Below are 23,020 nucleotides of genomic sequence, written 5' to 3'. Positions count from 1 at the left end.
GTGACGGTCTGCTCAGTCCAGGTAGTCGCGCAGGACCTGCGAGCGTGACGGGTGACGCAGCTTCGACATCGTCTTCGACTCGATCTGCCGGATACGCTCACGCGTCACGCCGTAGACCTTGCCGATCTCGTCCAGCGTCTTCGGCTGGCCGTCGGTGAGGCCGAAGCGCATCGAGACGACGCCGGCCTCCCGCTCGGAGAGGGTGTCCAGCACGGAGTGGAGCTGTTCCTGCAGGAGCGTGAAGCTGACCGCGTCGGCCGGCACGACCGCCTCGGAGTCCTCGATGAGGTCACCGAACTCGCTGTCGCCGTCCTCGCCGAGCGGGGTGTGCAGCGAGATGGGCTCGCGGCCGTACTTCTGGACCTCGATGACCTTCTCCGGGGTCATGTCGAGCTCCTTGGCGAGCTCCTCCGGGGTGGGCTCGCGGCCCAGGTCCTGGAGCATCTGGCGCTGCACGCGCGCCAGCTTGTTGATGACCTCGACCATGTGCACCGGGATGCGGATGGTGCGCGCCTGGTCGGCCATGGCGCGGGTGATCGCCTGGCGAATCCACCAGGTGGCGTACGTGGAGAACTTGAAGCCCTTGGTGTAGTCGAACTTCTCCACGGCGCGGATCAGGCCCAGGTTGCCCTCCTGGATCAGGTCCAGGAAGAGCATGCCGCGACCGGTGTAGCGCTTGGCGAGGGAGACCACCAGGCGGAGGTTGGCCTCCAGCAGGTGGTTCTTGGCCCAGCGGCCGTCCTCGGCGATGATCTCCAGCTCGCGCTTGAGCTTCGGGGTCAGCTTGTCGGCGGCGGCGAGCTTGTCCTCGGCGAACAGGCCGGCCTCGATCCGCTTGGCGAGCTCGACCTCCTGCTCGGCGTTGAGCAGCGGGACCTTGCCGATCTGCTTGAGGTAGTCCTTGACCGGGTCGGCCGTGGCGCCGGCCACGGCCACCTGCTGGGCCGGGGCGTCGTCCTCGTCGTCGTCGGAGAGGACGAAGCTCTCGGACTCGGTCTTCTCGACGTCCTCGTCGCCGCCCTTGCCGGGCGCGCCGTCCTCGAGGAGCTCCTCCGGCTCGACGCCGGCCTCGTCCTCACCGGAGCCGGGCTTCCTGGCGGCGGTCTTCTTCGCCGGAGCCTTCTTGGCCGCCGTCTTCTTCGCCGCGGTCTTCTTCGCAGCCGCCTTCTTGGCTGGTGTCTCGCCCTCCACCATGGACTCCACCGTTGTCTCGGCCGAGGTCGCCGCCTGGGGGGCGGAGGCCGACGGCACTACGGTCTTCTTCGTCACGGGCGCCGGCTTCGTGGCGACCGTCCTGGTGGCAGTGCGCTTCGCCGGGCTCTTGGCTGCGACGCTCTTGCGGGTGCGCTTCGGCGCCTCTGCGGCTGTCACCATCAGCGTCACACCCTCCTCGTCGAGGACCTGGTTGAGGCTGCGCAGAACGTTCTTCCACTGGGTTGCCGGAATGTGGTCCGCTTCGAACGCCCGGCGCACGTCATCGCCGGCGATCTGGCCTTGGGCCTTACCCTGCTCGATGAGCGCCACCAGAGACTCGGACTCGGCGATCTCGGACGGGAGCGTACGGGATGTGCTGGCCGACACGAACAACCTCTCGGAACGATGGGAACGACTGGGTGGTACCACGCAGGAACCCGGCGTCGGTCGGACGCCGAATCTTCTGTTGAGGACTCCGCGAGCGGCAGCCACCTCTTATGTCATCGCACTGCCTCGCCAAGCGTTACGCCAAGCTTACGTGGCCCGAGTCACACACCAAACCGTCGTGATCCATCCGAAGGCGGTCATACCGCCACATGCGCGGCGCCGCCGCCGGCCCCGCCGAAGGGGCCCGCGGCGGCCGCGGGGGCGATCAGTGCTCGCGTGGGGCGGGCACGACGTGGTCGGCCGGGGCGGCCGACGGTTCGGCGGTGGACGCGAGCAGCTGCCGCATGGCCGCTTCCGCGGTCCCGCCGTCACCCTGGGCGAGCGCCTCGACGATCCGGTGGTGCAGGCCGACGGAGGTGTCGCCGGAGCGGTCGCACCCGGCGGCTGCGGCGCCGGAGACATGCAGCGCGGCGCAGACGATGCCGGACAGGTGCTCCAGCATGCGGTTGCCGGCGACCTGGAGCACCAGGCCGTGGAACTCCGCGTCCGCCCGGTTGAAGGTGAGGGCGTCGCCCTGGGCGCTGGCGTGGGCCATGATCTCGGCCATGTCGGACAGCCGCTGCTGGATGTCGTCGCGTCCGTGGCCGGCGGCCAGCCGGGCCGCGACCGGCTCGATGGTGGCGCGCAGCTCCAGCAGCTCGCGGCGCTGGTCGTCCCGCTGGGGGCCGAAGGCGCGCCACTCGATGATGTCGGGGTCCAGGAGGTTCCAGTCGCTGACCGGACGGACCCGGGTGCCCACGTTGGGCCGGGCGCTGACCAGCCCCTTGGCCTCCAGGACGCGCAGCGACTCGCGCACCACGGTGCGGGAGACCTCGAAGCGCTGCCCGATCTCCTCGGGCACCAGGGGGCGGTCGGCCCCCAGGTCTCCCGAGACGATCATCTGTCCGAGCTGCTGGACGAGCTGCCCGTGCAGCCCCCGGCCGCGGCTGCCTCCGGGGCGGCGGCCGACCCGGGCCATGTCGGAGTCGACGCCCTCCCAGGAGCCGAGCCCGGGGCGCTCGGGACCCGGGGCGTCGGTGTACGGATAGCGATCCAGCTCGCCCGGGCCGGCGATACCGGAGTCGGCGGAACGCGCCGAGGTCATCATGGAATGCGCAAGGGTACTCACGCATCCTTTGTCGGCGATGCCGATCCAAGCCTTGAGGGCTTTGCTGAAAAGCACACGAAAGGGTGAGCACTCATCACCTGATAATTGACGTTTTACGGATCAATTACCCTTTATCGCCCAAAGACCGCCCGGTGGGCCCGTCGGGCAGGGCGGCGGAGCGACGTTCGTTGCGCCGGGCGCGGAATGTACTTGCCGCGTAGGCGCAGATCAGGGCGGTCAGCGACAACGCCAGGGCGAGGAAGAGCGGTTCTCCGGCGAAGGCGAGCACCCGGGCGGCCCGTGAGTGGCCGTCCTGCGAGACCCCGCTGGCCACGGACCACAACGCACCGCCGGCTTCGACGAGTTCACGGCTGCCGTGGCCGCCGAGGAGCATCCGCACGCCGGGGAGGACCAGCAGCGGTACGGCCAGGACGGCGGACAGGCCGAGCGCGGTGGTGCGCAGCACCGCCGCCGCCAGCACTCCGGCCCAGCAGCAGGCGACGGCCAGCGCGCCCCAGGCGGCGAGGGCGGCGGGGTGCGCCGCCAGGTCCGGAAGGCGGCCGGAGCGCAGCAGGAGCAGGACCGCCGCGTCGGCCGCGGCGGCCGCGGCGGCCAGCAGCAGCGCGGTGGCCGCGCCGATCCCGAGCTTGGCGGCCAGCAGGCGCGGGCTGCGCGGCTCGGGGCCGTGGCCGGGAGCGAGTGCGGGGTAGCGGAACTCCTGCCCGTAGCTGAGAGCGCCGAGCAGTCCGGCGCCCACCGCGGCGGCGGGCAGCGGCAGTTCCGGAGCCCAGCCGGAGAGCAGTCGCAGCGGGGAGGCCCCCGATCCGCTGTCGGTGCGGGCCAGCAGCACCGTGGCCAGGACGGAGCACACCAGGGCGCCCAGCACCGTGGGCCAGGGGGTGCGCACCCCGTAGGCGCGGCGCACCTCGTACGCGACGGGCCGCACGGGACCCGGGCGGCCGCTCGACCGGCGCGGTGGGCGCACCGCCGGCCTCCGGCGCGGGTGGGGCACGGACCGGCTCTTCGCCGCCTCCGCGGCCGGCTCGGCGGCGGCCTCCGCGCCGCGCCGGGCACCCCGGCCGGCCCCGCCGCCGGGCCGCCGATCCCGCCGGCCGTCCGGTCGAGGCGCTCGGGCTCGGTGTCGGCGAGCTGGTGGAGCAGGATGCCGTGCCGGTAGGCGGTCTCCCCCACCTCCGCCGAGGTCGTGCCGTAGACGGCGATCCGGCTGCCGCTGGCGGCGACCACCTCGGCGCCACCGCCGCGCAGCACCTCGGCGAGGTGCTGCGCGTACGGGGAGCGCACCGCGACGTAAGGGCGCAGCCGGGAACGGGCGAAGTCGACGGAGCCCTCGTCGGCCACCAGGCGCCCGCATTCCAGGGCGATGACGTGGTCGGCGGTGCGGGAGAGCGCGCCGGCGTCCCGGCCGGCGAGCAGGACCGCGCCGCCGGCTGCCGCGTGCCGGCGGGCCAGTTCGTGCACCCACGCCGCCTCCCGCGGCAGCAGTCCGCGAGCGGGGTCGTCGAGCACGAGCGCCCGGGGGCTGGGCAGCAGCGCGACGGCGAAGCCGAGCCTGCGGTCCATCGCCAGCGAGAGCGTCTCCAGCCGCTCGTCGGCCACGGCGTCCAGGCCGACCAGCTCCAGCACCTCGTCGGCGCGGGACACCGGCAGCCCGTAGGCGGCGCAGAGCATGCGCAGGTGCCCGCGGACGGCGCGACGCGGGTGGCCGGGCACGTCGCCGAGGACCGCTCCGACCTCCTTGACCGGGTCCGCCGCCTCGTGCAGGGGGCGGCCGTCGACGAGCGTGACCCCGCGTCCGGCCTCCACACCCAGCAGCAGTCGCAGCGCGGTGGACTTGCCCGAGCCGGCCGGCCCGAGCAGGCCGGTCACCTCGCCCTTGCGCACCTGGAAGGTGAGGTCGCAGACGGCGGGCGGCACGTTGCGCCGGGAGGCGCTGGTCAATCCGATGGCCTCGATCACCTCAGCACCATAGCGCTGAAATCATCAACAAACGGACAAATACCAGCGAATCAGACTTCCGGTCGCAGCATGGGCGGGTTGAGCAGCGCGGCACCACCGGCCCGGAACAGCTGTGCCGGCCGGCCGCCCTGACGGGTCGTCGTACCGCCCGTCGGCACCAGGAAGCCGACCGTCCCGGTCACCTTGCGGTGGAAGTTGCGCGGGTCCAACGCCACGCCCCACACCGCCTCGTAGACCCGGCGCAGCTCGCCGACCGTGAACTCCGGCGGGCAGAACGCCGTGGCCAGCGAGGAGTACTCGATCTTCGACCGGGCACGCTCCACTCCGTCGGCCAGAATCCGCCCGTGGTCGAAGGCCAGCACCGCGCTCTCCCCCGGCGGCTCCTTCCCTCCCTCGTCCACGAGCGTGCTCACCGGCGCCCACCGGGCGCCGCGCGCGTCGCCACCGGCCCGCGGTGCCGGCAGGTCGGGCGCGAGCACCAGGTGGGCCACGCTCACCACGCGCATACGCGGATCACGACCCGGGTCGCCGTAGGTCGCCAGCTGCTCCAGATGGGCGCCGCTCTGCGCCCGCAGCCCCGTCTCCTCGACCAGCTCCCGCGCCGCGGCCTGGGAGAGGTCCTCGTCCTCCCGGACGAAGCCCCCGGCAGCGCCCACCGCCCCTGGAACGGAGGCTCGCCCCGTCGCACGGCCAGCGCACACAGCGTGTGGTGCCGCACGGTGAGCACCACCAGATCCACGGTGACGGCGAAGGGCGGGAAGGCCGACGGGTCGTAGGGAGGCATGCCCGTGATCTTAGTCGTCTCCTTGACGATAAACAGCTCGATCGACGCTCTCGGCGATCAGGCCGCCGCTTTCCGCTAAGTCGCTGGTGGGGGACCCGGCCGCCACCGGGTCGGCCCCCGTGCCCCCAGTCGGCACCGCGGTCGGCACCGCGGCCGTCCCCGACCGGAGGGCGCCCGCGCCGGCACCCGGCAGGGAGCCCGGGCCCGCGCGGGGCTACCGTTCTGCGCAGGGGAGCCCGCGCTGCCCGGCACCGCCTCGCACCTTCCGGAGAGACACCCATGCCCGTCCACCGCCAGCCCGGCACCCTCGTCAAGGACCACACCTTCGCCCTCCCCCTCGACCACGCGCAGCCGAGCGGCCCGCAGATCGAGGTGTACGCCCGGGAGGTGGTCGCGGCGGGCGCGGAGGCCGACGGGCTGCCGTGGCTGCTCTATCTCCAGGGCGGACCGGGCGGACGCTCCCCGCGTCCGATCGGCCGCGACAGCTGGCTGGACCGAGCGCTGAGGGACTTCCGCGTCCTGCTCCTCGACCAGCGCGGCACCGGCCGCTCCACCCCCGCCACCCGGCAGACGCTTCCGGCGGTGGGGGACCCCGCCGCGCAGGCCCGCTACCTGTCGCACTTCAGGGCCGACTCGATCGTCAAGGACTGTGAGGCCGTCCGGCGGACCCTGCTCGGCGAGGACGGCCGCTGGAGCGTGCTCGGGCAGAGCTTCGGCGGTTTCTGCGCCACGACCTACCTCTCGACGGCACCCGAGGGGCTGCGAGAGGTCTTCGTCACCGGCGGTCTGCCGGGACTGCGCTCCACCGCCGAGGACGTCTACCGCGCGGCCTACCCGCGCATCGAGCGCAAGAACCTCGCCCACTACGCCCGCTACCCCGAGGACGCCGAGGCCGTACGCGGGATCGTGCGCCACCTGCGCGACCGCGAGGTGGCGCTCCCCGGCGGCGGGCGGCTGACCGCCGAGGCGTTCCAGGCGCTCGGGATCATGCTCGGGTCGAGCACCGGCTCCCACACCCTCCACTACCTGATCGAGGACGCCTTCGTACCCGGCACGGCGGGGCCCGAGCTCTCCGACTCCTTCCTGTGGGACGTACAGCGGCAGCTGTCCTTCGCCGGCAACCCCCTTTACGCGGTCATGCACGAACCCATCTACGGGCAGGGCTCCCTCGCCCCGGGCGCGACCGACTGGGCCGCGGAGCGGGTGCGCGGCGACTTCCCGCAGTTCGACGCCGACGCCGCGCTCGCCGCGGACGCGCCCGTGCTCTTCACCGGCGAGACCATCCACCCGTGGATGTTCACCAACGATCCGGCGCTGGCACCGCTGCGCGAGGCGGCGGAGCTGCTGGCGCAGCGCACGGAGTGGCCGGACCTCTACGACCCCGCCCAACTGGCGCGGAACGAGGTGCCGGTGGCGGCGGCCGTCTACCACGACGACATGTACGTCGACACCGCGGACTCGCTCGCGACCGCCCGCGCGGTGCGCGGGCTGCGCACCTGGGTCACCGACGAATTCGAACACGACGGCCTCCGGGCGAGTGGTGGCGCGGTCCTCGACCGGCTGATCCGGCTGGCGCGCGGCGAACTCTGACAGCGCCCGCCACCCGCCTGCGCCGCTCGCGGCGCAGGCAGCTCCGCAGCGACTCAGGGTCCAGGCCCTCGTTCACCGAGGTGTGCAGCAGCCGGGCGAAGGTGTACCGGGGTTCGCGGTCCAGTGCCATCCGCAGCGCCACCCGCGCCTCGATCCCGTCCCCCGTGGACCAGGCGACCCAGCCGGCGAGGGAGAGCGGCGGCGCCGCGTGGTCGGTGTAGGACCCGCGGCAGCGTCGGGCCAGTGCCCGCCACAGCCGCAGGGCCGCGTCGGCGTCCAGGGGCCCGACCCACTCGGCCGCCCGGTCCCGGGCGCAGCGGTCCTGGAGGCCGAGCACGATCGCGGCCGCCTCCGCGTCCCCGAGCAGACCGTCGTCCCTGAGGTCGCAGTCGGACGGGGCGTCGATCCGCGGCGCCGCGCGAAGCCGTTCCATCACCGCCCGGGCCAGCCCGAGGGTGCGGCGGCGCAGCTCCTCCTCCCCCTGCTCGCCGAGCACGCGCGGCACCAGCTCGGCGCGGGCGATGTCGAAGGCGGCCTCCTGCGCCTCGCCACCGCCCGCGCGCGGGGTCAGCCGGGCCTCGACGGCGCGCAGCGAGCAGGGCGCGGGCAGGCCGGCGTACGCGGTGGTGGCGGCGATCGCGGTGGTGCCCGGCGGCGGCAGCGCGGTGCCCTCCTCCGGCAGCCGTTCGGAGGTCGGCGCGCAGTAGGACCAGCAGCGGCGGGCGGACACGCACAGCGCCTCGACCACCGGTACGTCCAGCGCCCCGCACGCCACCCGCAGTTGCTGCGCGAGCGGGCGCAACCGCTCCATGACGCGCGCGGGGGCCTCGCCCGCGCGCGGCTCCTGGCAGAGGTACACCACGATCCCGTCCGGCCGGGCACCACGCCGGATGCTGCCCTCGACGAGTCCGCGGGCCAGCTCCCGGGCCGCCGCCGGCCAGTCCTCCGGCTGCGGCGGCAGGCCGGCCCGCACTCTGCCGCCGAGACGGCCCTGCGCGCCGTGCAGCGCGACGAGCACCACGCTGTCCGTGCAGTGGAAGCCGAGGAGATACGGCAGGGCGTCGGCGAGCTCCGCGGGCCCGCCCAGGGTGACCTTGACCTCCGCCGGGGTCTCCGGCGCCGTTCCGTGCTGGTTCTCGTTGCTGTGAGTCATGGCTCGACGATGGCGCATCCGGCGAACCCCGCGCGGGACTCCACCCGTTCGGCTGTGGATAACCCCTCGCCGAGCCCCGAGCCGATAGCCCCCAGCCCCCAGCCCCCAGCCCCCAGCCGGATCGTCTCCGCGGGTCCCGGAGCCCCCGCTCCCTGCGTCGGCGCGGCAGGGCTCGCGCCGCGCCGCTCGGGTGCGACACCAGCGGCTCCCGGATACGCGGAGTCGTGGCCGATTCCTTTCGCTCCGCGAGAGCGGCCGGTACCGCCGGCCCGGTGCTGACGGCGTCGTCGGCTCCGTGAGCGCTGACAGAACCGACAGCGCTCACGGAGCCGACGGAGCTGCCGTGCTCGGGCAACGCCGGTGCCCGCCGCGCGTCATGGCGACCCGTCACCCCCCCCCGACGGCCTGCGCGTTCCCTCACCCGACCGCACGCGGCCGGCGGCACGACCCTGCCGCGTCACCCGCGCCCGCCACAGGCTCAGTACCGGGCAACGGGGCCTTGTACGCCCGGAAGTTGACGGCCTCGCGGTCGATGTCCCGCTGGTCACTGCTCCACCGGCGTTCACACGGAGTTGGTGTCCGGTGGCTTGTATGAGCTGGCTGCGGCGTCCGTCCGCGAATGCCCACGCCTACCTGTAAGGAGCGTCCATGGCCCCCGATCCGATCGCCACGACACCGGAGTCCGGTCCCAGCGCCACAGCAGAGAAGGCGACCGGCACCACCCGTCGCCGGTTCCTCCAGGGCACAGGTGCCGCCGCGGGGACGCTGGCGCTCGGCGCGACCGCCGGAGCGGGAAGCGCCCACGCCGCTCCGAATCCCCGGTACGTGTTGCCGAAGGGCTTCAGGGGCACCATGTCCGACCTGAGGCATGTCGTGATCCTGATGCAGGAGAACCGTTCCCTCGACCACTACTTCGGCACGTTCCCCGGTGTGCGCGGGTTCGACGACAAGCAGGCGCTGCGCTTCCAGGACGGCACCACCGTCTTCCAGCAGAAGGACGCCGCCGGCACCGTCTTCACCCCGCAGGTCGACGACGGGAGCTGGGGCAACGACCACGGGGCCTGGGGCGACGTCAACCACCGCACGTGGGACCAGTGGGTCCGGCACAACGGCGCCAGCTGCATGAACCACCACAGCGACGGCTACATGGGCTTCTACCACTCGGTCGCCGCCCAGTACACGATCGCCGACCAGTACTTCTGCTCCGAGTTCGGTCCGACCGACCCCAACCGGAAGTACCTGTGGAGCGGCACCGCCAACAGTGAGACGGGCAACACGGACGAGTCCAACTACTCCCGTTCCTGGATCACGGTGGCCGAGCAGCTCCAGCAGGCCGGAATCGACTGGCGGCTCTACTCCGACAACAGCGGCGACGGACGGCAGGGTTACGTCAGCAGCTGGGTCGGCGACTACGGCGACAACGAGCTGAAGTACTTCAAGGGGTTCGACCCGGAGGGGCTGAGCGCCGACGACCCGAAGCTGCGGCCCGGCACCGGGCTGATCTGGCGCGGCAACGCGACGTACTACTCCGGCGCCACCTCGCCGGACGACGACTCCGACGAGAACCTCGACGCGGTCCTCAAGGACCTCCGTGACGCCTGCCGCCCGGGCGCGCGGAACCCGCTGCCGGCGGTCTCGTGGATCGTGGCGCCCTACGGCTGGTCAGAGCACCCGGACGCGGACACCCTGCACGGCGAGCGCTACACCAAGAAGGTCCTCGACATCCTGCAGAGCAACTCCGACATCTGGGACCACACCCTCTTCATCCTCAACTACGACGAGAACGACGGGAAGTTCGACCACGTCCTGCCGCCGTGGCCCGAGCCCGGCACGGCGCGCGAGTACGCCGGCGACTACCCGCTCGGCTTCGGCCCGCGGGTACCGATGCTGCTGGTCTCCCCGTGGACCCGCGGCGGCTACGTCGCCTCGGAGGTCTTCGACCACACCTCCACGATCACGTTCCTGGAGAAGTGGGCGGCGCACCTGGGCAAGCCGTTCCGCTCCCCCAACATCAGCGACTGGCGGCGCTCGATCGCGGGCGACCTGACCAGCGCGCTGGACTTCGCCCACCCGCAGCCGGGGCCGGCCGCCTTCCCGGACCCGCTCGCCGAGCAGCCGGTGTCGATCGCCGCCGACCACATGAAGGCGCGTCCGCTCGGCTTCCACCCGCACGCGACGGTCTCCGAGGACCGCGCGTCGGGAACGGTCACCGCCCGGATGACCCTGACCGGCGGCCCGAAGGACAAGGCCCTGAGCTTCCAGGTGTTCCCCGACAAGTACCAGGCGTTCTCCAGCACGCCGTTCACGGTCTCCGCGCGCGAGCCGCGCGAGTACACCTGGGACACCAAGGCCACCGACGGCGGTTACGCCTTCTCGATCTACTCCAACGACGGCTTCGTGCGGTCGTTCGCCGGCCGGGTCGCGCCCGCCGGGAAGCGGGAGGGCGGCCTCCCCCGCGTGGAGGTCGACCTGCTGCAGGGCAAGGGCGGCAAGCACGAGGCCCAGGTGGAGCTCACGCTGCACAACGACGGCACCGAGCCGGTGGAGTACACCCTCACCGCCCACGACCACCTCGCCCGCACCCAGAAGGTCACGGTGGCCCACGGCACGTCGAAGGTCGCCACCTGGCCGACGCGGGCGGGCTACTACGACGTGGTCGTCACCGTCGCCGCCGACGCCGCCTGGACGCAGCGCTACGCCGGACGGATCGCCACCGCCGAAAAGGACTGATCGGAAAAGAACCGATCCGAAAGGGACAGGTCGGAAAAGATCTGTCCGGTCACGGCATCCGTGGCGTCGGCGACGAGGACGGTCGCCGACGCCACGGATGCCCACCGGCCCCGGAGGGCCGGCGAAGACGCCGTACTCCCCGTGGGCGACGCCGCTACCGCGCTACTTGACGGCCCCGACCGCGACCCCTCGGGTGAGGGTCCGCTGGAAGAGGAGAAAGAAGATGACCGCCGGAATGACGGCGAGCATCGAGGAGGCGGCCTGCATCGTGATGTCGACCATGTGCTGGCCCTGGGTGGTGGCGATCGACACCGAGACCGTCTGGTTCGCGCTGGACGGCAGCAGGACCATCGGGATGAAGAACTCGTTCCAGGTCCAGATGAAGAAGAGCGTCAGCATCACACCGATGGTCGGCCGGCTGACCGGCACGACGATCCGCCAGAGGATCCGCCACCGTCCGGCTCCGTCGAGCCGTGCGGCCTCCAGTATCTCGGTCGGAAAGGAGCTGAGCACCGAGGAGAGCAGATAGGTGCCGAACGCCCCCTGGATGACCGTGAAGACGATGATCACCGCGAGGATGTTGTCGTAGAGCCCGACCCGCTTGGCGAGGTCGTAGAGCGGGTAGACCAGGGCCTCCTGGGGCAGCAGGTTGCCGAGCAGGAAGACGCCGAGGATCCACAGCCGGCCCTTGACCCGGCCGATTCCGATCGCGTACGCGTTGAACAAGGACACGACGACGGCGAGAACGGCGACACTCGCGCCGACCACCACGCTGTTGGTCAGCACATGGGTGAATCCGACCGAGTTCCAGAAGGTGCGGAAGCTGTCGAGGTCGACGGAGGACGGCACGGACATGCCGCCGTGCGCGGCGAAATCGGTCCTGGACTTGACCGAGTTCATCGCGACGAGGACGAACGGCCCCACCATCAGTACCGCGACCGCGACGAAGCCGAGGAGGACGACGTACGGGACCGGTCCTCGGCGCCCGGACCGGACGGCTCGGACACTCATCAGTCCCGCACCTCCTGCTGGCGGCTCTGCAGCCGGAGCAGCACCAGGGTCACCACGACGGTGATCACGGTCATGACCGTCGCGATCGCCGCGCCGTAACCGACCCTGGTGGTCTCGAAGAAGTTCGCGTAGGAGTAGTAGGAGGGCACGTTCGTGGAGGTGCCCGGACCGCCCTGGGTGAGGGTGTAGATCGCCGCGAAGGACTTCAGGGCGCCGATCGTGGTCATCAGCAGGACGACGTAGGTCTCCGGCCGCATGATCGGAACGGTGATCCTGAAGAAGCGCTGCCACCAGTCGGCACCGTCCACCTCTGCCGCCTCGTGCAGGGACGGGTCTATCCGCTGCATTCCGGCCATGAAGATGACCAGGGGGAATCCGATCTGCACCCACACCATCACCGCCATGACGGTGTAGAGGGCGGTCCTGGGATCTCCCAGCCAGTCGTGCCGCAGCGATCCGAGGCCGACGTCCCCGAGCAGCCCGTTGAGGGCGCCGATCCGCGGGTTGAGAATCCAGCCCCACACCACGCCCATCACGGCCAGCGGCATGACCTGCGGCAGGTAGATGCAGGCACGCAGGAGACCGGCGGTGCGACCTCCGAACCGCGCGCCTATGTAGTCGAAGAGTCCGGCGGCCAGTACCAGTCCGACCACCGTGGGAACGACCGCCATCGCCAGGACGAGACCCACCTGGTGCTCGAACGAGGTCCAGAACGTCGAGTCGTGGAAGAGTCTGACGTAGTTCTGCAGGCCGACCCACTTCATCGGCCCGATCCCGTACCACTGGTGCAGGCTGTACCAGACGTTCATCCCCATCGGGATCAGGATCACCGCGACGAACAGCGCGGCGCCGGGGAGCAGGTAGAGGGCCAGGGACTCGCGGCGGCGCCGGCCCCGGACGGCCGCCGCCTCGGGTGTCGTGCCGGGCGGGCGCGCCGGTTCCAGCGCTGCCTGGGACATCGTCATGTCGTCCTGTGCTTTCTACGCGATGACGCGGTCCGGCGGACAGGTGGAGCCGCCCCCGGGCCGCACGGGTTCAGTGACCGAAGCCGGAGGTGTAGGCCGACTGCAGCGAGGAGAGCACCGACTGGGGACTCTGCCCGTTCATCAGGTTCTGCGTGGCCGACGTCAACGTCGCGTAGAAGTCGGGCACCGGCCAGTCGGGGTAGAAGGCGAGACCGTCGCGGCCGACGATCGTCCGGTAGTTCTGCACCAGTTCCCTGGCCCGGGGGTCGCTGACGGCCGAGGGGTCCGCGGCGACCGGGACCTGGCCCTTGGCGGCGAGCAGGTTCTGGATCGTGGGCTGCAGGGTGAGGTTGATGAACTTCTCGGCCATGTCGGCGTGCTTGGAGTTCTTGGGCACGACCCACAGGTTTCCGCCCGAACCGGCCGCGTAGGTGCTGCCGGGGATCAGGAAGGTGCCCCAGGAGAACGCGGTGATCTCGGACTCGAAACCGCCGTACCACCAGTCGCCGGAGACCATCATCGGCGAACTGCCGGCCTCGAAGGCGTCGCCCATGTCCTGGGCCTTCTGGCTCACCGAGTTCCTGGCGATGTAGCCCCGTTTGACCCAGTCGGCGAAGGTGTCGGCGGCGTAGGTCCAGGCGGCGTCGTGGAAGTCCGCCTTGCCGGTCTCCTCGTACGCCTTGATCCAGCTCGGGTCGGCCTTGCGCAGCGCGAGCTCCCACAGGTACTGCTGCGCCGGGTACTCCGCGCCGCCGTCGGCCAGCGGGGTGACGCCCGCGGCCTTGAACGTGGCCAGCGCGGCGGTGAACTGGTCCCAGGTGGTCGGGACCGCGACGTGGTACTTCGCGAACAGGTCCTTGTTGTAGTAGACCATCGCGTACTCGGCGTAGTCCGGCACTCCGTACCAGTTGCCCGAGCCCATCACGCCGTCGCTGTAGCGGGAGGTGGCCTGGATGCCGGCCGGCAGCTTGGCGTCCCACCCGTAGCTCCGGGCGGCCGGGGAGAGGTCGGTGAGCAGCCCCTCCTTGGAGAGCAGCCCGGCGGTGGCGTTGCCCTTGTTGTACTCCATGATGTCTGGTGCCTTGGGTGAGTTGAGCAGCATCGGGGCGGTCTTCTGGATCTGCTCGAAGGACGTGTGGGAGACCTTCACCGTCCAGCCGGGGTTCTGCTGCTGGAACTCCTTGACCGCCTCCTTCCAGGCGATCCCCATGGCGCTGTCGGCGTCCTCGTAGTGCCACAGGTTCAGCACGTGGTCCTGGGCGGAACTGCCGCTCGACCCGCCGCACGCGGTGGTGCCGAGCGCGGTCAGCGCGGCGGCGGCCAGCAGAACCGACGTCTTTCCGGGGCGGTACATCGAACCTCCTGCGGGATTCCTGAACGGGCGGCTGAGCGTGTTCGGCGGGCCGCGGGCATGCGCGGCGGACGCTCGTGGCGTGTGCGGTCCGAAACGGAGGGGGGCGAGGGCGGAAGGCTGGGACGCTCGGTTGCCGGAGGGGGACGAAGGGCGGTGGCGCCGGAGAGCTGGGCGGCGGTGTCCTGGGAGGTCAGGTCGGGCAGCCGGGTAGCAGGACAGGGGCGATCAGTCGGTGGTCGGTCCGGGCGGCCACGGCCGCTGTGCTCTCGGCGGAGTGGTCGGCGACGGCCTGGAGGGCCAGCCGGGTCACCTCGGCTGCCATCTCGGCGACGGGCAGTTCGATGCGCGGCAGTTCACGACCGCCGGCATCGTCGGGAAGCTCGCCGACCGCGATGACGACCAGGTCCGCGGGCACCCGGCGGCCGGCGGCACGGCAGGCGGCGAGGATCTGCGGGAGCACCGCCACGTGCTGGACGATCAGAGTGTCGGGGGCGCCGGGGCCCGCGAGCAGGGAGGCGACCCGCCGGTCGAGTTCGGCCAGGTCACCGGTCGACGGGTGGACCGTGACGTCCGCGCCGGTCTCGGCGGCGGCACGCCGGGCGCCCGCCATACCGCGTACGGCGTAGCCGCGGCGGGCGCCGATCTCCTCCTCCGTGGCGGCGAGGTAGGCGATCCGGCGGCGGCCCGTCCCGGCCGCCTCACGTACGGCCAGGACGGCGGCGGCCTCCCAGTCGAGGTCGACCCACGGCACCCCGGCAGCCCGCGCCGGCGTACCCAGGAGGGCTGTGGGATGGTCCAGCTGGCGCATCACCCGGACCCGCGGGTCCTCGGTCTCCACCGCCATCAGGATCACGGCGTCGGCGACGCCGCTCCCCACGATCCGGCGCAGTGCGCCGACACCGTCCTGGTCGGTCACCAGCAGCACGTCGTACCCGTGTTCCCGGGCGGCGTCGCTGACCTCGATGGCGAACCTGCCGTCCACGGCCCGGTAGCCGCCGGGCACCCGGGGCACCGCGAGCGCCAGCACGTCGGTACGGGTGCTGCGGAGCGAACGCGCGCTGGCGCGGGGGTGGTAGCCGAGCTCGTCAACGGCGGCGCGGACGGCCAGCCGGGTCTCTTCCGAGGTCTTCCGCGAACCGCTGAGCACGTACGACACCGTGCTCGCCGCCACGCCGGCACGTTCGGCGACATCCTTGATGGTGACCATGGCGCTCCCTCGTGCCCACGGTGAATCGATTCGTCGAATCGATTCGCCGAGACCGTAGCCCCGCTCACCCGTCACTTCAATACCTCGGACACGACGAGTCCCAGGAGGCCCTCACGAACCGTCGGGAGCCGGAAGGCGGTACGTCCGTGACACGGGCGGGCGGCGCGACGGCGCCATGGGCGGCCCCGGGCCGGGCTGCTCAGCCCGCCGCGGCGAGCACCAGCGGCAGGACCTGTGCGGCCCCCGACCGGCGGAGGAGGCGCCCGGCGACCGCGAGGGTCCAGCCGGAGTCGGTGTAGTCGTCCACCAGCAGCACGGGCCCGGGGACTTCGGCGAGGGCGGCGGCCAGTTCCTCGGAGACGGCGAAGGCCCCGGACAGCGCCCTGAGCCGTTGTGCGGAGTTGCCGCGGCGGCCCGCGTGTACACAGCCGGACCCGGTGTACACCAGGGAGCCCAGGAACGGCAGCCGGCCGACGGCGGCGATCCCCTGGGCGAGCGAACCCACCAGTTGCGGGCGGGTCGATGACGGCACGGCGACGATCCCCACCGGGCGGGCGGCGGCGTCCGGGGCGTTCGTCGCCCAACCTCCCGCGGAGCGCGCCCAGTCGGCGAGGACCGCCACCGAGGCCCGCAGGACGTCGTCGGGGACGGGCCCGTCCGGCGCGCTCTCGGCCAGCAGCGGGCGCAGCCGGTTGCCCCAGCCGATGTCCGAGAGCCGCCCCAGGGCGCGCCCGCCGGAGCACTGCTCCCCGGCCGGAATGCGGCCCTTGAGTTCGACGCCCAGCGCGGCCATCCCCGTCGGCCACATGCGGCGGGGCTCGACCTCCACCCCGGGGCGGTCCAGCTCCTTCGCCGCCTCGGTCAGCGTCTCCGCCGAGACGGAGGAATCGGCCCAGGCGCCCGCGCAGTTGTCGCAGCGCCCGCACGGGGCGGCTCCCTCGTCGTCCAACTGGCGGCGCAGGAACTCCATCCGGCACCGCTCCGTGCTCACGTAGTCCCGCATGGCCTGCTGCTCGGCCGCCCGCTGCCTGGCCACCCAGGCGTAGCGTTCGGCGTCGTACACCCACGGCTGCCCGGTGGACGTCCAGCCGCCCTTGACCCGCTTGACCGCGCCGTCGACGTCCAGCACCTTCAGCATGGTCTCCAGCCGGCTGCGCCGGAGGTCCACCGACGCCTCCAGCGCCGGCACCGACAGCGGGCGTCCGGCCTCGGCGAGGGCCGCGAGGGTCTGCCGTACCTGCGGCTCGGGCGGGAAGGCGGTGTCGGCGAAGTAGCGCCAGATGGCCTCGTCCTCCCTGCCCGGCAGCAGCAGCACGTCGGCGTGCTCGACCCCGCGCCCCGCGCGGCCGACCTGCTGGTAGTAGGCGATCGGGGAGGACGGGGAGCCGAGGTGGACCACGAAGCCCAGGTCCGGCTTGTCGAACCCCATGCCCAGCGCCGACGTCGCGACCAGCGCCTTGACCCGGTTCTCCTGGAGGTCCACCTCGGCCTGCAACCGGTCGGCGTTCTCCGTCCGACCGGTGTAGGAGGCCACCTGGAAGCCGCGCTGCCGCAGGTAGGCGGTGGCCTCCTCGGCCGCGGCGACGGTCAGCGCGTAGACGATCCCCGAGCCCGGCAGCTCGTCCAGGTGCTCGGCGAGCCAGGCCAGGCGGTGCGCGGCGTCCGGCAACCGGACCACACCCAGCCGCAGGCTCTCCCGCTCCAGCGGGCCGCGCAGCACCAGGGCCTCGCCGGCGCCGGTGCCCAACTGCTCGGCCACGTCCGCGGTGACACGGGCGTTGGCGGTCGCGGTGGTGGCCAGCACCGGTACGCCGGGGGCGAGTTCGGCGAGCATCGCCCGCAGCCGGCGGTAGTCGGGGCGGAAGTCGTGGCCCCAGTCGGAGATGCAGTGCGCCTCGTCGACGACCAGCAGGCCGGTGGTGGCCGCGAGCCTGGGCAGCATCTGGTCGCGGAAATCGACGGAGTTGAGGCGTTCCGGGCTGACGAGGAGAACGTCGGTCTCGCCGCGCTCCACCTCCTCGTGGATGGCGTCCCACTCCTCCGGGTTGGCCGAGTTGATCGTGCGCGCCCGGATGCCGGCCCGCGCGGCCGAGTCGACCTGGTTGCGCATCAGCGCCAGCAGCGGCGAGACGATCACCGTGGGGCCCGCGCCGCGCCGCCTCAGCAGAGCGGTGGCGACGAAGTACACCGCCGACTTGCCCCAGCCGGTGCGCTGCACCACCAGAGCGCGTCGGCGCTCCCGCACCAGCGCGGCGACCGCCTGCCACTGGTCCTCGCGCAACCGCGCCGAACCCTCCCGGGCGCCTACCAGCTCGGCGAGGATGGCGTCGGCTTCGGCGCGGAGCTCCTGATCGTCCATACCTCTATGCAACCCGATGGCAGGGACAATCAGCCACCTCACACGGAGTGACGCACTGTGCGCGGAGGGCCCGTGTTCGCGTCAGCGCCCGGGAAAGCCCTGGCGGCGGCCCCGGCATTCCGGCTGGTCCGGGCCGCCAGGGGCCGCGTTCGGAGGAATCATTGCGGCGTGAGGGGCCAATTCGGGCAGGGCTTCCGATTGACCGTTGCCGCGGGGCGGAGCGACAGGAAGAATTGAGGCCGTATCCCCGAACGGCTCTCGGAGCCCTTGACCGGTGTGCCTCGCGCCCGGTCTACGGGCGTATCCGGGAAAGGAGGGAACGTGGCCATAGGTTTCGTTCCGGACGTGTCCGCCACTTCCTCCAGCCCGTCGCGCAGCGTCGAGCCGGCCGAATGGTCCGGCAGCGTGGTCCCGATGCTCGCCAACCCCCGCGACGTCGTCAAGGACCTCCACGCCCGCCACCTGCCGACCCCGGCCACCGCCGTGGTCGCCGTCTACGACCCCGACGGCAGGATCAGGGCCAGCGCCTCGTTCTCCGGCCGGGTCGGGGTGTCGGACGGATGGGAGCGGCGCAACCTCCTGCTCGCGCACCTGCGCCGGGTCATCCCGCACGACCTGCGGCTTCGGGAACCGGTGCGGACCGCCGTGCTCATGGTGTGCCGGGAGGGCCCGCCCGAGTGGACCGCCGAGGACGGGGCCTGGATGTGGGGGCTGCGGGACGCCTGCACCCTGCACGGGCTGCGCTGCGGTTCCTATGTGGCGCTCACCGACGGCGGCTGGAACGTCCTCGGCGAGGAGCGTGGCGGCCGGACGCCGAGCGCCCTGACCGCCGCGCGACGACCGTCACGGGGTGGCGGCTCCACCGCGGGGATTCCCCAGGCCAGGCGCCGGGCCGCCGCCCGCTGAAGCGGTCGGCGCCCAGCACCGGGTCAGGCGTCGATGCCCAGCAGCGTGCTGGTCCGGGCCGGGTCGCCGCAGACGATCAGCAGCACGCCCGCCTTCGCCCGGGCGCTCGACAGGCCGGCGGCCAGCGAGGTCTCGTCACCGCCGTTGACGGCGACCACGACGACCGGGCGGCCCGCGGTACGGGTGGCGGAGAGATCGGCGTAGAAGACGTCCTCGGCCGCGTCGTGCTGCGCCCAGTAGGAGTCCTCACCGAAGGTGAGTTCGTGCGCGGCCCACGGGTGCGGTTCGCCCGAGGTGAGCACGAGGACCTCGCCCGGCGCCCGGCCGGTGTCCAGCAGGAGGTCAACCGTTTCCTCGGCCGCGTCCACGGCGCCCGACACGGAGGCGGGGATCAGCTGGATCTGGGTGGCGGCGTTCTCGGCCGGCCGCTGCTGCGGCACGGACTCCGCGGCGGCCGTCGCCCCGGCCGCGGGTCCGGGCTTGGCGGCGGGCCGGTGGGGCACCGGGCGGCCGGGGCGGGCGCCGACGGCGTCCCGCTGCGGTGCGGGGCGCGGCGCCGCGGGACGCGGGGGACCGGGGACAGGACGGGGGGTCGACGCACTCCGGCCGGCGGCAGGAGCAGTGCGGGGACCCGGGACGCTCTCGTGAATCTGAGGCTCCTCGGGGGTGAGAGGCATGGGTTGATGTCTATCAAACGCGCCGGGAACGCGCAGCGGGGGGTGGGTGCCGGATCAGAAATCGAAACCGAGTTGTTCCCCCGCGTCGACGTCCGCCCGCACCCGCTTCAGATGCTGCCACCTCGGCATGGCGTCCAGGTAGGCCCAGGAGAGGCGGTGGTGAACGGTGGGGCCGAGCTCTTCGAGCGCCGCCCGGTGAACGGGAGATGGATACCCGGCGTTGTCCTGGAAGGCGAAAGGGAGGTACTCGGCGCCGAGTTCGGCCATGGCGCCGTCCCGGTGGACCTTGGCGAGCACGGACGCCGCGGCCACCGACACGCACGACTGGTCGCCCTTGATCACCGTCCGTACCGTCCAGGGGCCGCCGAGGTAGTCGTGCTTGCCGTCCAGGATCACCGCGTCCGGCCGCTCCGGCAGGCCCTCCAGGGCGCGTACCGCGGCCAGCCGCAGTGCGGCCGTCATCCCCAGGTCGTCGATCTCGTCGTTCGAGGCATGCCCGAAGGCGTAGCCGGTCACCCATCCGCTCAGCACGGCGGCCAGTTCGGAGCGGCGTTTGGGGGTGAGGAGCTTGGAGTCGGTCAGGCCCTCGGGCGGACGGCGCAACCCGGTGACGGCCGCGCATACGGTCACCGGGCCGGCCCAGGCCCCCCGGCCGACCTCGTCCACCCCGGCGACGGTGCGTACGCCGAGGGTGGCGCGCATCGACCGCTCGACGGTGTGGGTGGGTGGCACGTACGGCATGACGCTGCTCAGCCTACCTCTCGGCGCCGTGCCGCCCGCAGGGGGGCGTCAGGCCGCCACGGCCCATTCCGGGAGCGGTTCGGTCCGCCGTGTCCAAGGCGCCGGCGGACCGCCCTCGGGGGCGGCGGCGACGATCCCTCCGACGATGGCGCAGGTGGTGTCCACGTCGCCGCCGGCGCGGGCGGTGGCCCAGAACGCGCCCTCGTAGTCGCCGAGATGGCGTGCGGCGGCCCACAGCGTGAAGGGCACCGTGTCGAGCGCGCTGGTGCGCCGCCCGCAGCCCAGGACCGCCGCCACGGTGGCGACGTCGTCGTAGTCGAGCATGTCGACGGCGCGGCGGGTCCCGGCCAGCACGGCGCTGCGCGGCACCCGGTCGAGAACGGCGCCGAGGAGGGCCTCGGGGTCGCGCGGGCCGGCCGGGTCGGCCACCAGGGCGGCCGCGACGGCGACGGCCACCGTGCCCGCCACCGCCTCGACGTGCCGGTGGGTGGTGACGGCCGACAGCTCCGCCTGGCGGGCGGCCTGGTCGGGGTCCCCGGCGTACCAGGCGCCGAGCGGCGCGATCCGCATCGCCGCTCCGTTGCCCCAGGAGCCCTGGCCGTCGAAGAGCGCCGCCGAGAGCTCGCGCCAGTCCGCGTCCTCCTGCCGGACCAGCCGCAGCATGCGGCCGATGGCCGGGCCGTAGCCGCGGTCGAAGTCGTGGTGCTCGGCGAACGACGCCGCCAGCGCGTCCTGGTCGACGGCGCCGTGGCGGGCGAGGACGGCGACCACCGAGCAGGCCATCTCGGTGTCGTCGGTCCACTGCCAGGGCGCGGGCGGCAGCCGGCGCTCCCGCAGGGCCGGGTAGTGGGCGGGGACGAAGAACTGGGAGCCGAGGGCGTCGCCCACCGCGAGTCCGCGGAGGCTGGCCAGGGCACGGGCGAGTCGGTCCGCCTCGGGGCGGGGGGCTGCGGTCATGGCGACCTGAACTCTGGCATCGCGCCACACGCCGGTCAATCTCCGTGTGCCGGAACTCACGCCCGGTCCGCTCCCCGCTCCGCTCCCCCGGAAGGCGTCGGAGCTACTGGAAGCCTCCGCCGGGCGGGTTCGGGGTACCCCAGCGCTCGAAGGGCCGGTCCAGGATGTAGCGGCCCGAGGGCTGGATCAGCAGCGAGCGCGTCTCGGCGTTGGCCGGGTTGGACAGCGTCTCGAACTCCTCCACCGTCCAGTGGAACCACCGCATGCAGAACAGCCGCATGGTGAGGCCGTGGGTGACCAGCAGCACGTTCGGCGGGAAGTCGGGCTTGCCGAAGGCGCGGTAGAGGGTCTCCAGGAAGGAGCCCACCCGGTCGTAGACGTCCGCACCGCTCTCCCCCATCGCGAAGCGGTAGAAGAAGTGGCCGTAGGAGTCGCGGGCCTTGCGCTGGCGCTGGATGTCCTCCTGGTCCTGCCAGTTGCCCCAGTCCTGCTCGCGCAGCCGGGGCTCCTCCTGCGCCCGGACGAGGGCCGGGTCCAGGCCGAGTTCCTGGAAGGTGTGCCAGGTCCGCCGGTACGGGGAGACGTACGCCTGCACCCGCTCGCCGCCGAAGAGGGCCCGCAGCTCGGCACCCGCCCCCGCGGCCTGCTGCCGTCCCTTGGCGGTCAGCTCCAGGGCGTGGTCCGGCACCCTCTCGTAGATGCGGTCGTCCCTGTTGCCCTGGGACTCCCCATGGCGGATCAGCACGATACGGCGAGGGCGTCCCATGGCCGCCACCCTATGGCCCGCCGGGCGGGACGGCGACGTGTTCCGGGGGGCCGGGCCGCCTGGCCCGGAAAGGCCGCGCTCGGGACGCCGAACCGGCCGGGCGTGCCCTCCCCTGCTGGGCCGGCCGCCGCCGCGGCGGCGGGGCGGGCGCGCGGGGCGGCCCGGGCGTTCAGGGGGCGTTCAGACCGTCCACTCCGGCACCACGTCCGCCACGTCGCCCGCCACGGAGAGCACGTCGACGTCGAGCCCGGCGCGTTCGGAGAGCCGGGAGACGGCTCCGTCCCGGTACTTGCCCCGCTCCGTGGCCGAGTCCCACAGGGACAGGACGAGGAAGTCGCCGTCCCCGTCCTGGCTGACGGCGCCGCGCAGCATGCCGGGCGAGCCGGCCATGGCGGGGTTCCACACCTTCTGCTGCATCTGGGTGAAGTGCTCGGCCCGGTCCGGGTGCACCCGGCACAGGGCGACGCGCAGCAGGTCGGCGCCGGCGAAGCTCGGCTCGAAACCGACCTTGACCTCGAGCCGGTGCTCGAAGAACCGCTCGGAGAGGAGTTCGAACGTGCCCTCCTGGGCGGCGGCCAGGCCGCCGTGCGGGCCCGCCGCGAAGGCGTCGTGGGCCGGGCGGTCCTCCCAGAAGGTGAAGACGTGCGCCACCCCGGGCTGGGACCGGCTCCAGCCGCCGCCCTGCCCCCGGAAGCCCGGCCATTCCCGGGCGGCCGTCCACCCGCGCTGTCCGTGATCGAACCCGGGCCGATCGAGGACTCCGCAGCGTACCCACTTGACCAACACCGCGCCATCGTAGTGGCGCCCGACCCGCCCGCGGCACGCCGAGTTCGCGCTGAACTCCGCCGCCACGCGGCAGGACCAGGGGTACGGAGGCCTGCCCCGCCGTCCCGGCGCCCGTACCGCCCGGGGAGCGCCCGCCTCGTCCGGGCGGCAGCCGGCGCCGGGACGGCGGGGCGCGAAGCGCCGTCGGCCCTACCCGCGAAGGTGACGCCGGTGCCCCTGGACGTCATTCCATCGGTGGACACCGCCGCCCCTCACCCGGCCCCGGGAACGCCAGGAGGGTGCCGACCCCATGGGGTCGGCACCCTCCTCAGGCGCTGGACGCGTCCCTC

Annotated in this window: 17 protein-coding genes and 2 pseudogenes; 3 read left to right on the top strand and 16 right to left on the bottom strand. The window is 72.8% G+C overall.

Annotated features, from left to right (window positions below):
* Window positions 1-12: 12 nt before the first annotated feature.
* The 5 genes and pseudogenes from BS72_RS25505 to BS72_RS25490 form a co-directional block, all read right to left on the bottom strand.
* Entirely contained in the window at window positions 13-1,581 is a 1,569-nt protein-coding gene (locus BS72_RS25505; protein WP_037913915.1) for an RNA polymerase sigma factor, read from the bottom strand.
* A gap of 265 nt (window positions 1,582-1,846) precedes the next feature.
* The gene (locus tag BS72_RS25500; protein ID WP_078901624.1) at window positions 1,847-2,803 is read right to left on the bottom strand and encodes a FadR/GntR family transcriptional regulator; all 957 of its coding nucleotides are present in this window, start codon (window positions 2,801-2,803) and stop codon (window positions 1,847-1,849) included.
* Between the two features lie 49 nt (window positions 2,804-2,852).
* Window positions 2,853-3,674 carry a hypothetical protein gene (locus BS72_RS38780; protein WP_051951678.1) on the bottom strand — a complete coding sequence of 274 codons (822 nt, stop codon included), beginning with the start codon at window positions 3,672-3,674 and terminating at the stop codon, window positions 2,853-2,855.
* Window positions 3,675-4,297: 623 nt separating this feature from the next.
* Window positions 4,298-4,615, bottom strand: a pseudogene (locus BS72_RS38775) (ATP-binding cassette domain-containing protein); the annotation flags it as partial.
* 140 nt (window positions 4,616-4,755) lie between these two features.
* Window positions 4,756-5,489, bottom strand: a pseudogene (locus BS72_RS25490) (NUDIX hydrolase).
* A gap of 279 nt (window positions 5,490-5,768) precedes the next feature.
* On the opposite strand from BS72_RS25490, the gene BS72_RS25485 reads away from it, so the two are divergent.
* Entirely contained in the window at window positions 5,769-7,079 is a 1,311-nt protein-coding gene (locus tag BS72_RS25485) for an alpha/beta fold hydrolase (RefSeq protein WP_037913911.1), read from the top strand.
* On the opposite strand, the gene BS72_RS25480 is transcribed toward BS72_RS25485, so the two are convergent.
* Window positions 6,991-8,232, bottom strand: a complete 1,242-nt coding sequence (locus BS72_RS25480; protein ID WP_037913909.1) for a DUF4192 domain-containing protein — start codon at window positions 8,230-8,232, stop codon at window positions 6,991-6,993. The two genes, BS72_RS25485 and BS72_RS25480, sit on opposite strands and share 89 nt — an antisense overlap.
* A gap of 648 nt (window positions 8,233-8,880) precedes the next feature.
* On the opposite strand from BS72_RS25480, the gene BS72_RS25475 reads away from it, so the two are divergent.
* Complete coding sequence (locus tag BS72_RS25475; RefSeq protein WP_037913906.1) at window positions 8,881-10,962, top strand: alkaline phosphatase family protein; 2,082 nt, start codon at window positions 8,881-8,883, stop codon at window positions 10,960-10,962.
* Between the two features lie 162 nt (window positions 10,963-11,124).
* Here BS72_RS25475 and BS72_RS25470 read toward each other — a convergent pair whose 3' ends face one another.
* The 5 genes from BS72_RS25470 to BS72_RS25450 all read right to left on the bottom strand — a co-directional run bounded on the left by BS72_RS25470 (window position 11,125) and on the right by BS72_RS25450 (window position 17,858).
* Window positions 11,125-11,973: a carbohydrate ABC transporter permease gene (locus BS72_RS25470; RefSeq protein ID WP_037913903.1), complete on the bottom strand. Its 849-nt coding sequence runs from the start codon at window positions 11,971-11,973 to the stop codon at window positions 11,125-11,127.
* The gene (locus tag BS72_RS25465) at window positions 11,973-12,932 is read right to left on the bottom strand and encodes a carbohydrate ABC transporter permease (RefSeq protein WP_037917614.1); all 960 of its coding nucleotides are present in this window, start codon (window positions 12,930-12,932) and stop codon (window positions 11,973-11,975) included. Before BS72_RS25465 ends, BS72_RS25470 begins: the two co-directional genes overlap by 1 nt.
* A 76-nt stretch (window positions 12,933-13,008) precedes the next feature.
* Window positions 13,009-14,292: an ABC transporter substrate-binding protein gene (locus BS72_RS25460; protein WP_198545951.1), complete on the bottom strand. Its 1,284-nt coding sequence runs from the start codon at window positions 14,290-14,292 to the stop codon at window positions 13,009-13,011.
* Between the two features lie 190 nt (window positions 14,293-14,482).
* On the bottom strand, window positions 14,483-15,499 hold the full coding sequence (locus BS72_RS25455; RefSeq protein ID WP_037913899.1) for a LacI family DNA-binding transcriptional regulator: 1,017 nt from the start codon (window positions 15,497-15,499) through the stop codon (window positions 14,483-14,485).
* A gap of 199 nt (window positions 15,500-15,698) precedes the next feature.
* The gene (locus BS72_RS25450) at window positions 15,699-17,858 is read right to left on the bottom strand and encodes a RecQ family ATP-dependent DNA helicase (RefSeq protein ID WP_037913896.1); all 2,160 of its coding nucleotides are present in this window, start codon (window positions 17,856-17,858) and stop codon (window positions 15,699-15,701) included.
* A 321-nt stretch (window positions 17,859-18,179) separates the two neighbouring features.
* On the opposite strand from BS72_RS25450, the gene BS72_RS25445 reads away from it, so the two are divergent.
* On the top strand, window positions 18,180-18,764 hold the full coding sequence (locus tag BS72_RS25445; protein WP_037913893.1) for a hypothetical protein: 585 nt from the start codon (window positions 18,180-18,182) through the stop codon (window positions 18,762-18,764).
* 23 nt (window positions 18,765-18,787) lie between these two features.
* On the opposite strand, the gene BS72_RS25440 is transcribed toward BS72_RS25445, so the two are convergent.
* From BS72_RS25440 to BS72_RS25420, 5 genes are all read right to left on the bottom strand, one after another.
* A complete protein-coding gene (locus BS72_RS25440; protein ID WP_037913890.1) occupies window positions 18,788-19,441 on the bottom strand; it encodes a hypothetical protein in 654 nt (217 codons plus the stop codon).
* 54 nt (window positions 19,442-19,495) lie between these two features.
* Complete coding sequence (locus BS72_RS25435) at window positions 19,496-20,182, bottom strand: ribonuclease HII (RefSeq protein ID WP_037913887.1); 687 nt, start codon at window positions 20,180-20,182, stop codon at window positions 19,496-19,498.
* Window positions 20,183-20,230: 48 nt separating this feature from the next.
* Window positions 20,231-21,139: an ADP-ribosylglycohydrolase family protein gene (locus BS72_RS25430; protein ID WP_037913884.1), complete on the bottom strand. Its 909-nt coding sequence runs from the start codon at window positions 21,137-21,139 to the stop codon at window positions 20,231-20,233.
* 103 nt (window positions 21,140-21,242) lie between these two features.
* A complete protein-coding gene (locus BS72_RS25425; RefSeq protein WP_037913882.1) occupies window positions 21,243-21,905 on the bottom strand; it encodes a histidine phosphatase family protein in 663 nt (220 codons plus the stop codon).
* A 180-nt stretch (window positions 21,906-22,085) separates the two neighbouring features.
* Entirely contained in the window at window positions 22,086-22,691 is a 606-nt protein-coding gene (locus tag BS72_RS25420) for a DUF4937 domain-containing protein (RefSeq protein WP_078901914.1), read from the bottom strand.
* Window positions 22,692-23,020 lie beyond the last annotated feature (329 nt).

Source organism: Actinacidiphila yeochonensis CN732, assembly GCF_000745345.1.
Taxonomy (GTDB): domain Bacteria; phylum Actinomycetota; class Actinomycetes; order Streptomycetales; family Streptomycetaceae; genus Actinacidiphila; species Actinacidiphila yeochonensis.
This window is presented reverse-complemented; position numbering and strand designations above follow the sequence as displayed.

What these genes read in the sequence shown, in the direction of transcription:
- BS72_RS25475 (WP_037913906.1), top strand. Translation starts at nt 8,881, where the DNA reads ATGGCCCCCGATCCGATCGCCACGACACCGGAGTCCGGTCCCAGCGCC.
- BS72_RS25460 (WP_198545951.1), bottom strand. Translation starts at nt 14,292, where the DNA reads ATGTACCGCCCCGGAAAGACGTCGGTTCTGCTGGCCGCCGCCGCGCTG.
- BS72_RS25470 (WP_037913903.1), bottom strand. Translation starts at nt 11,973, where the DNA reads ATGAGTGTCCGAGCCGTCCGGTCCGGGCGCCGAGGACCGGTCCCGTAC.
- BS72_RS25435 (WP_037913887.1), bottom strand. Translation starts at nt 20,182, where the DNA reads ATGCCGTACGTGCCACCCACCCACACCGTCGAGCGGTCGATGCGCGCC.
- BS72_RS25455 (WP_037913899.1), bottom strand. Translation starts at nt 15,499, where the DNA reads ATGGTCACCATCAAGGATGTCGCCGAACGTGCCGGCGTGGCGGCGAGC.
- BS72_RS25485 (WP_037913911.1), top strand. Translation starts at nt 5,769, where the DNA reads ATGCCCGTCCACCGCCAGCCCGGCACCCTCGTCAAGGACCACACCTTC.
- BS72_RS25465 (WP_037917614.1), bottom strand. Translation starts at nt 12,932, where the DNA reads ATGTCCCAGGCAGCGCTGGAACCGGCGCGCCCGCCCGGCACGACACCC.
- BS72_RS25430 (WP_037913884.1), bottom strand. Translation starts at nt 21,139, where the DNA reads ATGACCGCAGCCCCCCGCCCCGAGGCGGACCGACTCGCCCGTGCCCTG.
- BS72_RS25450 (WP_037913896.1), bottom strand. Translation starts at nt 17,858, where the DNA reads ATGGACGATCAGGAGCTCCGCGCCGAAGCCGACGCCATCCTCGCCGAG.
- BS72_RS25425 (WP_037913882.1), bottom strand. Translation starts at nt 21,905, where the DNA reads ATGGGACGCCCTCGCCGTATCGTGCTGATCCGCCATGGGGAGTCCCAG.
- BS72_RS25480 (WP_037913909.1), bottom strand. Translation starts at nt 8,232, where the DNA reads ATGACTCACAGCAACGAGAACCAGCACGGAACGGCGCCGGAGACCCCG.
- BS72_RS25440 (WP_037913890.1), bottom strand. Translation starts at nt 19,441, where the DNA reads ATGCCTCTCACCCCCGAGGAGCCTCAGATTCACGAGAGCGTCCCGGGT.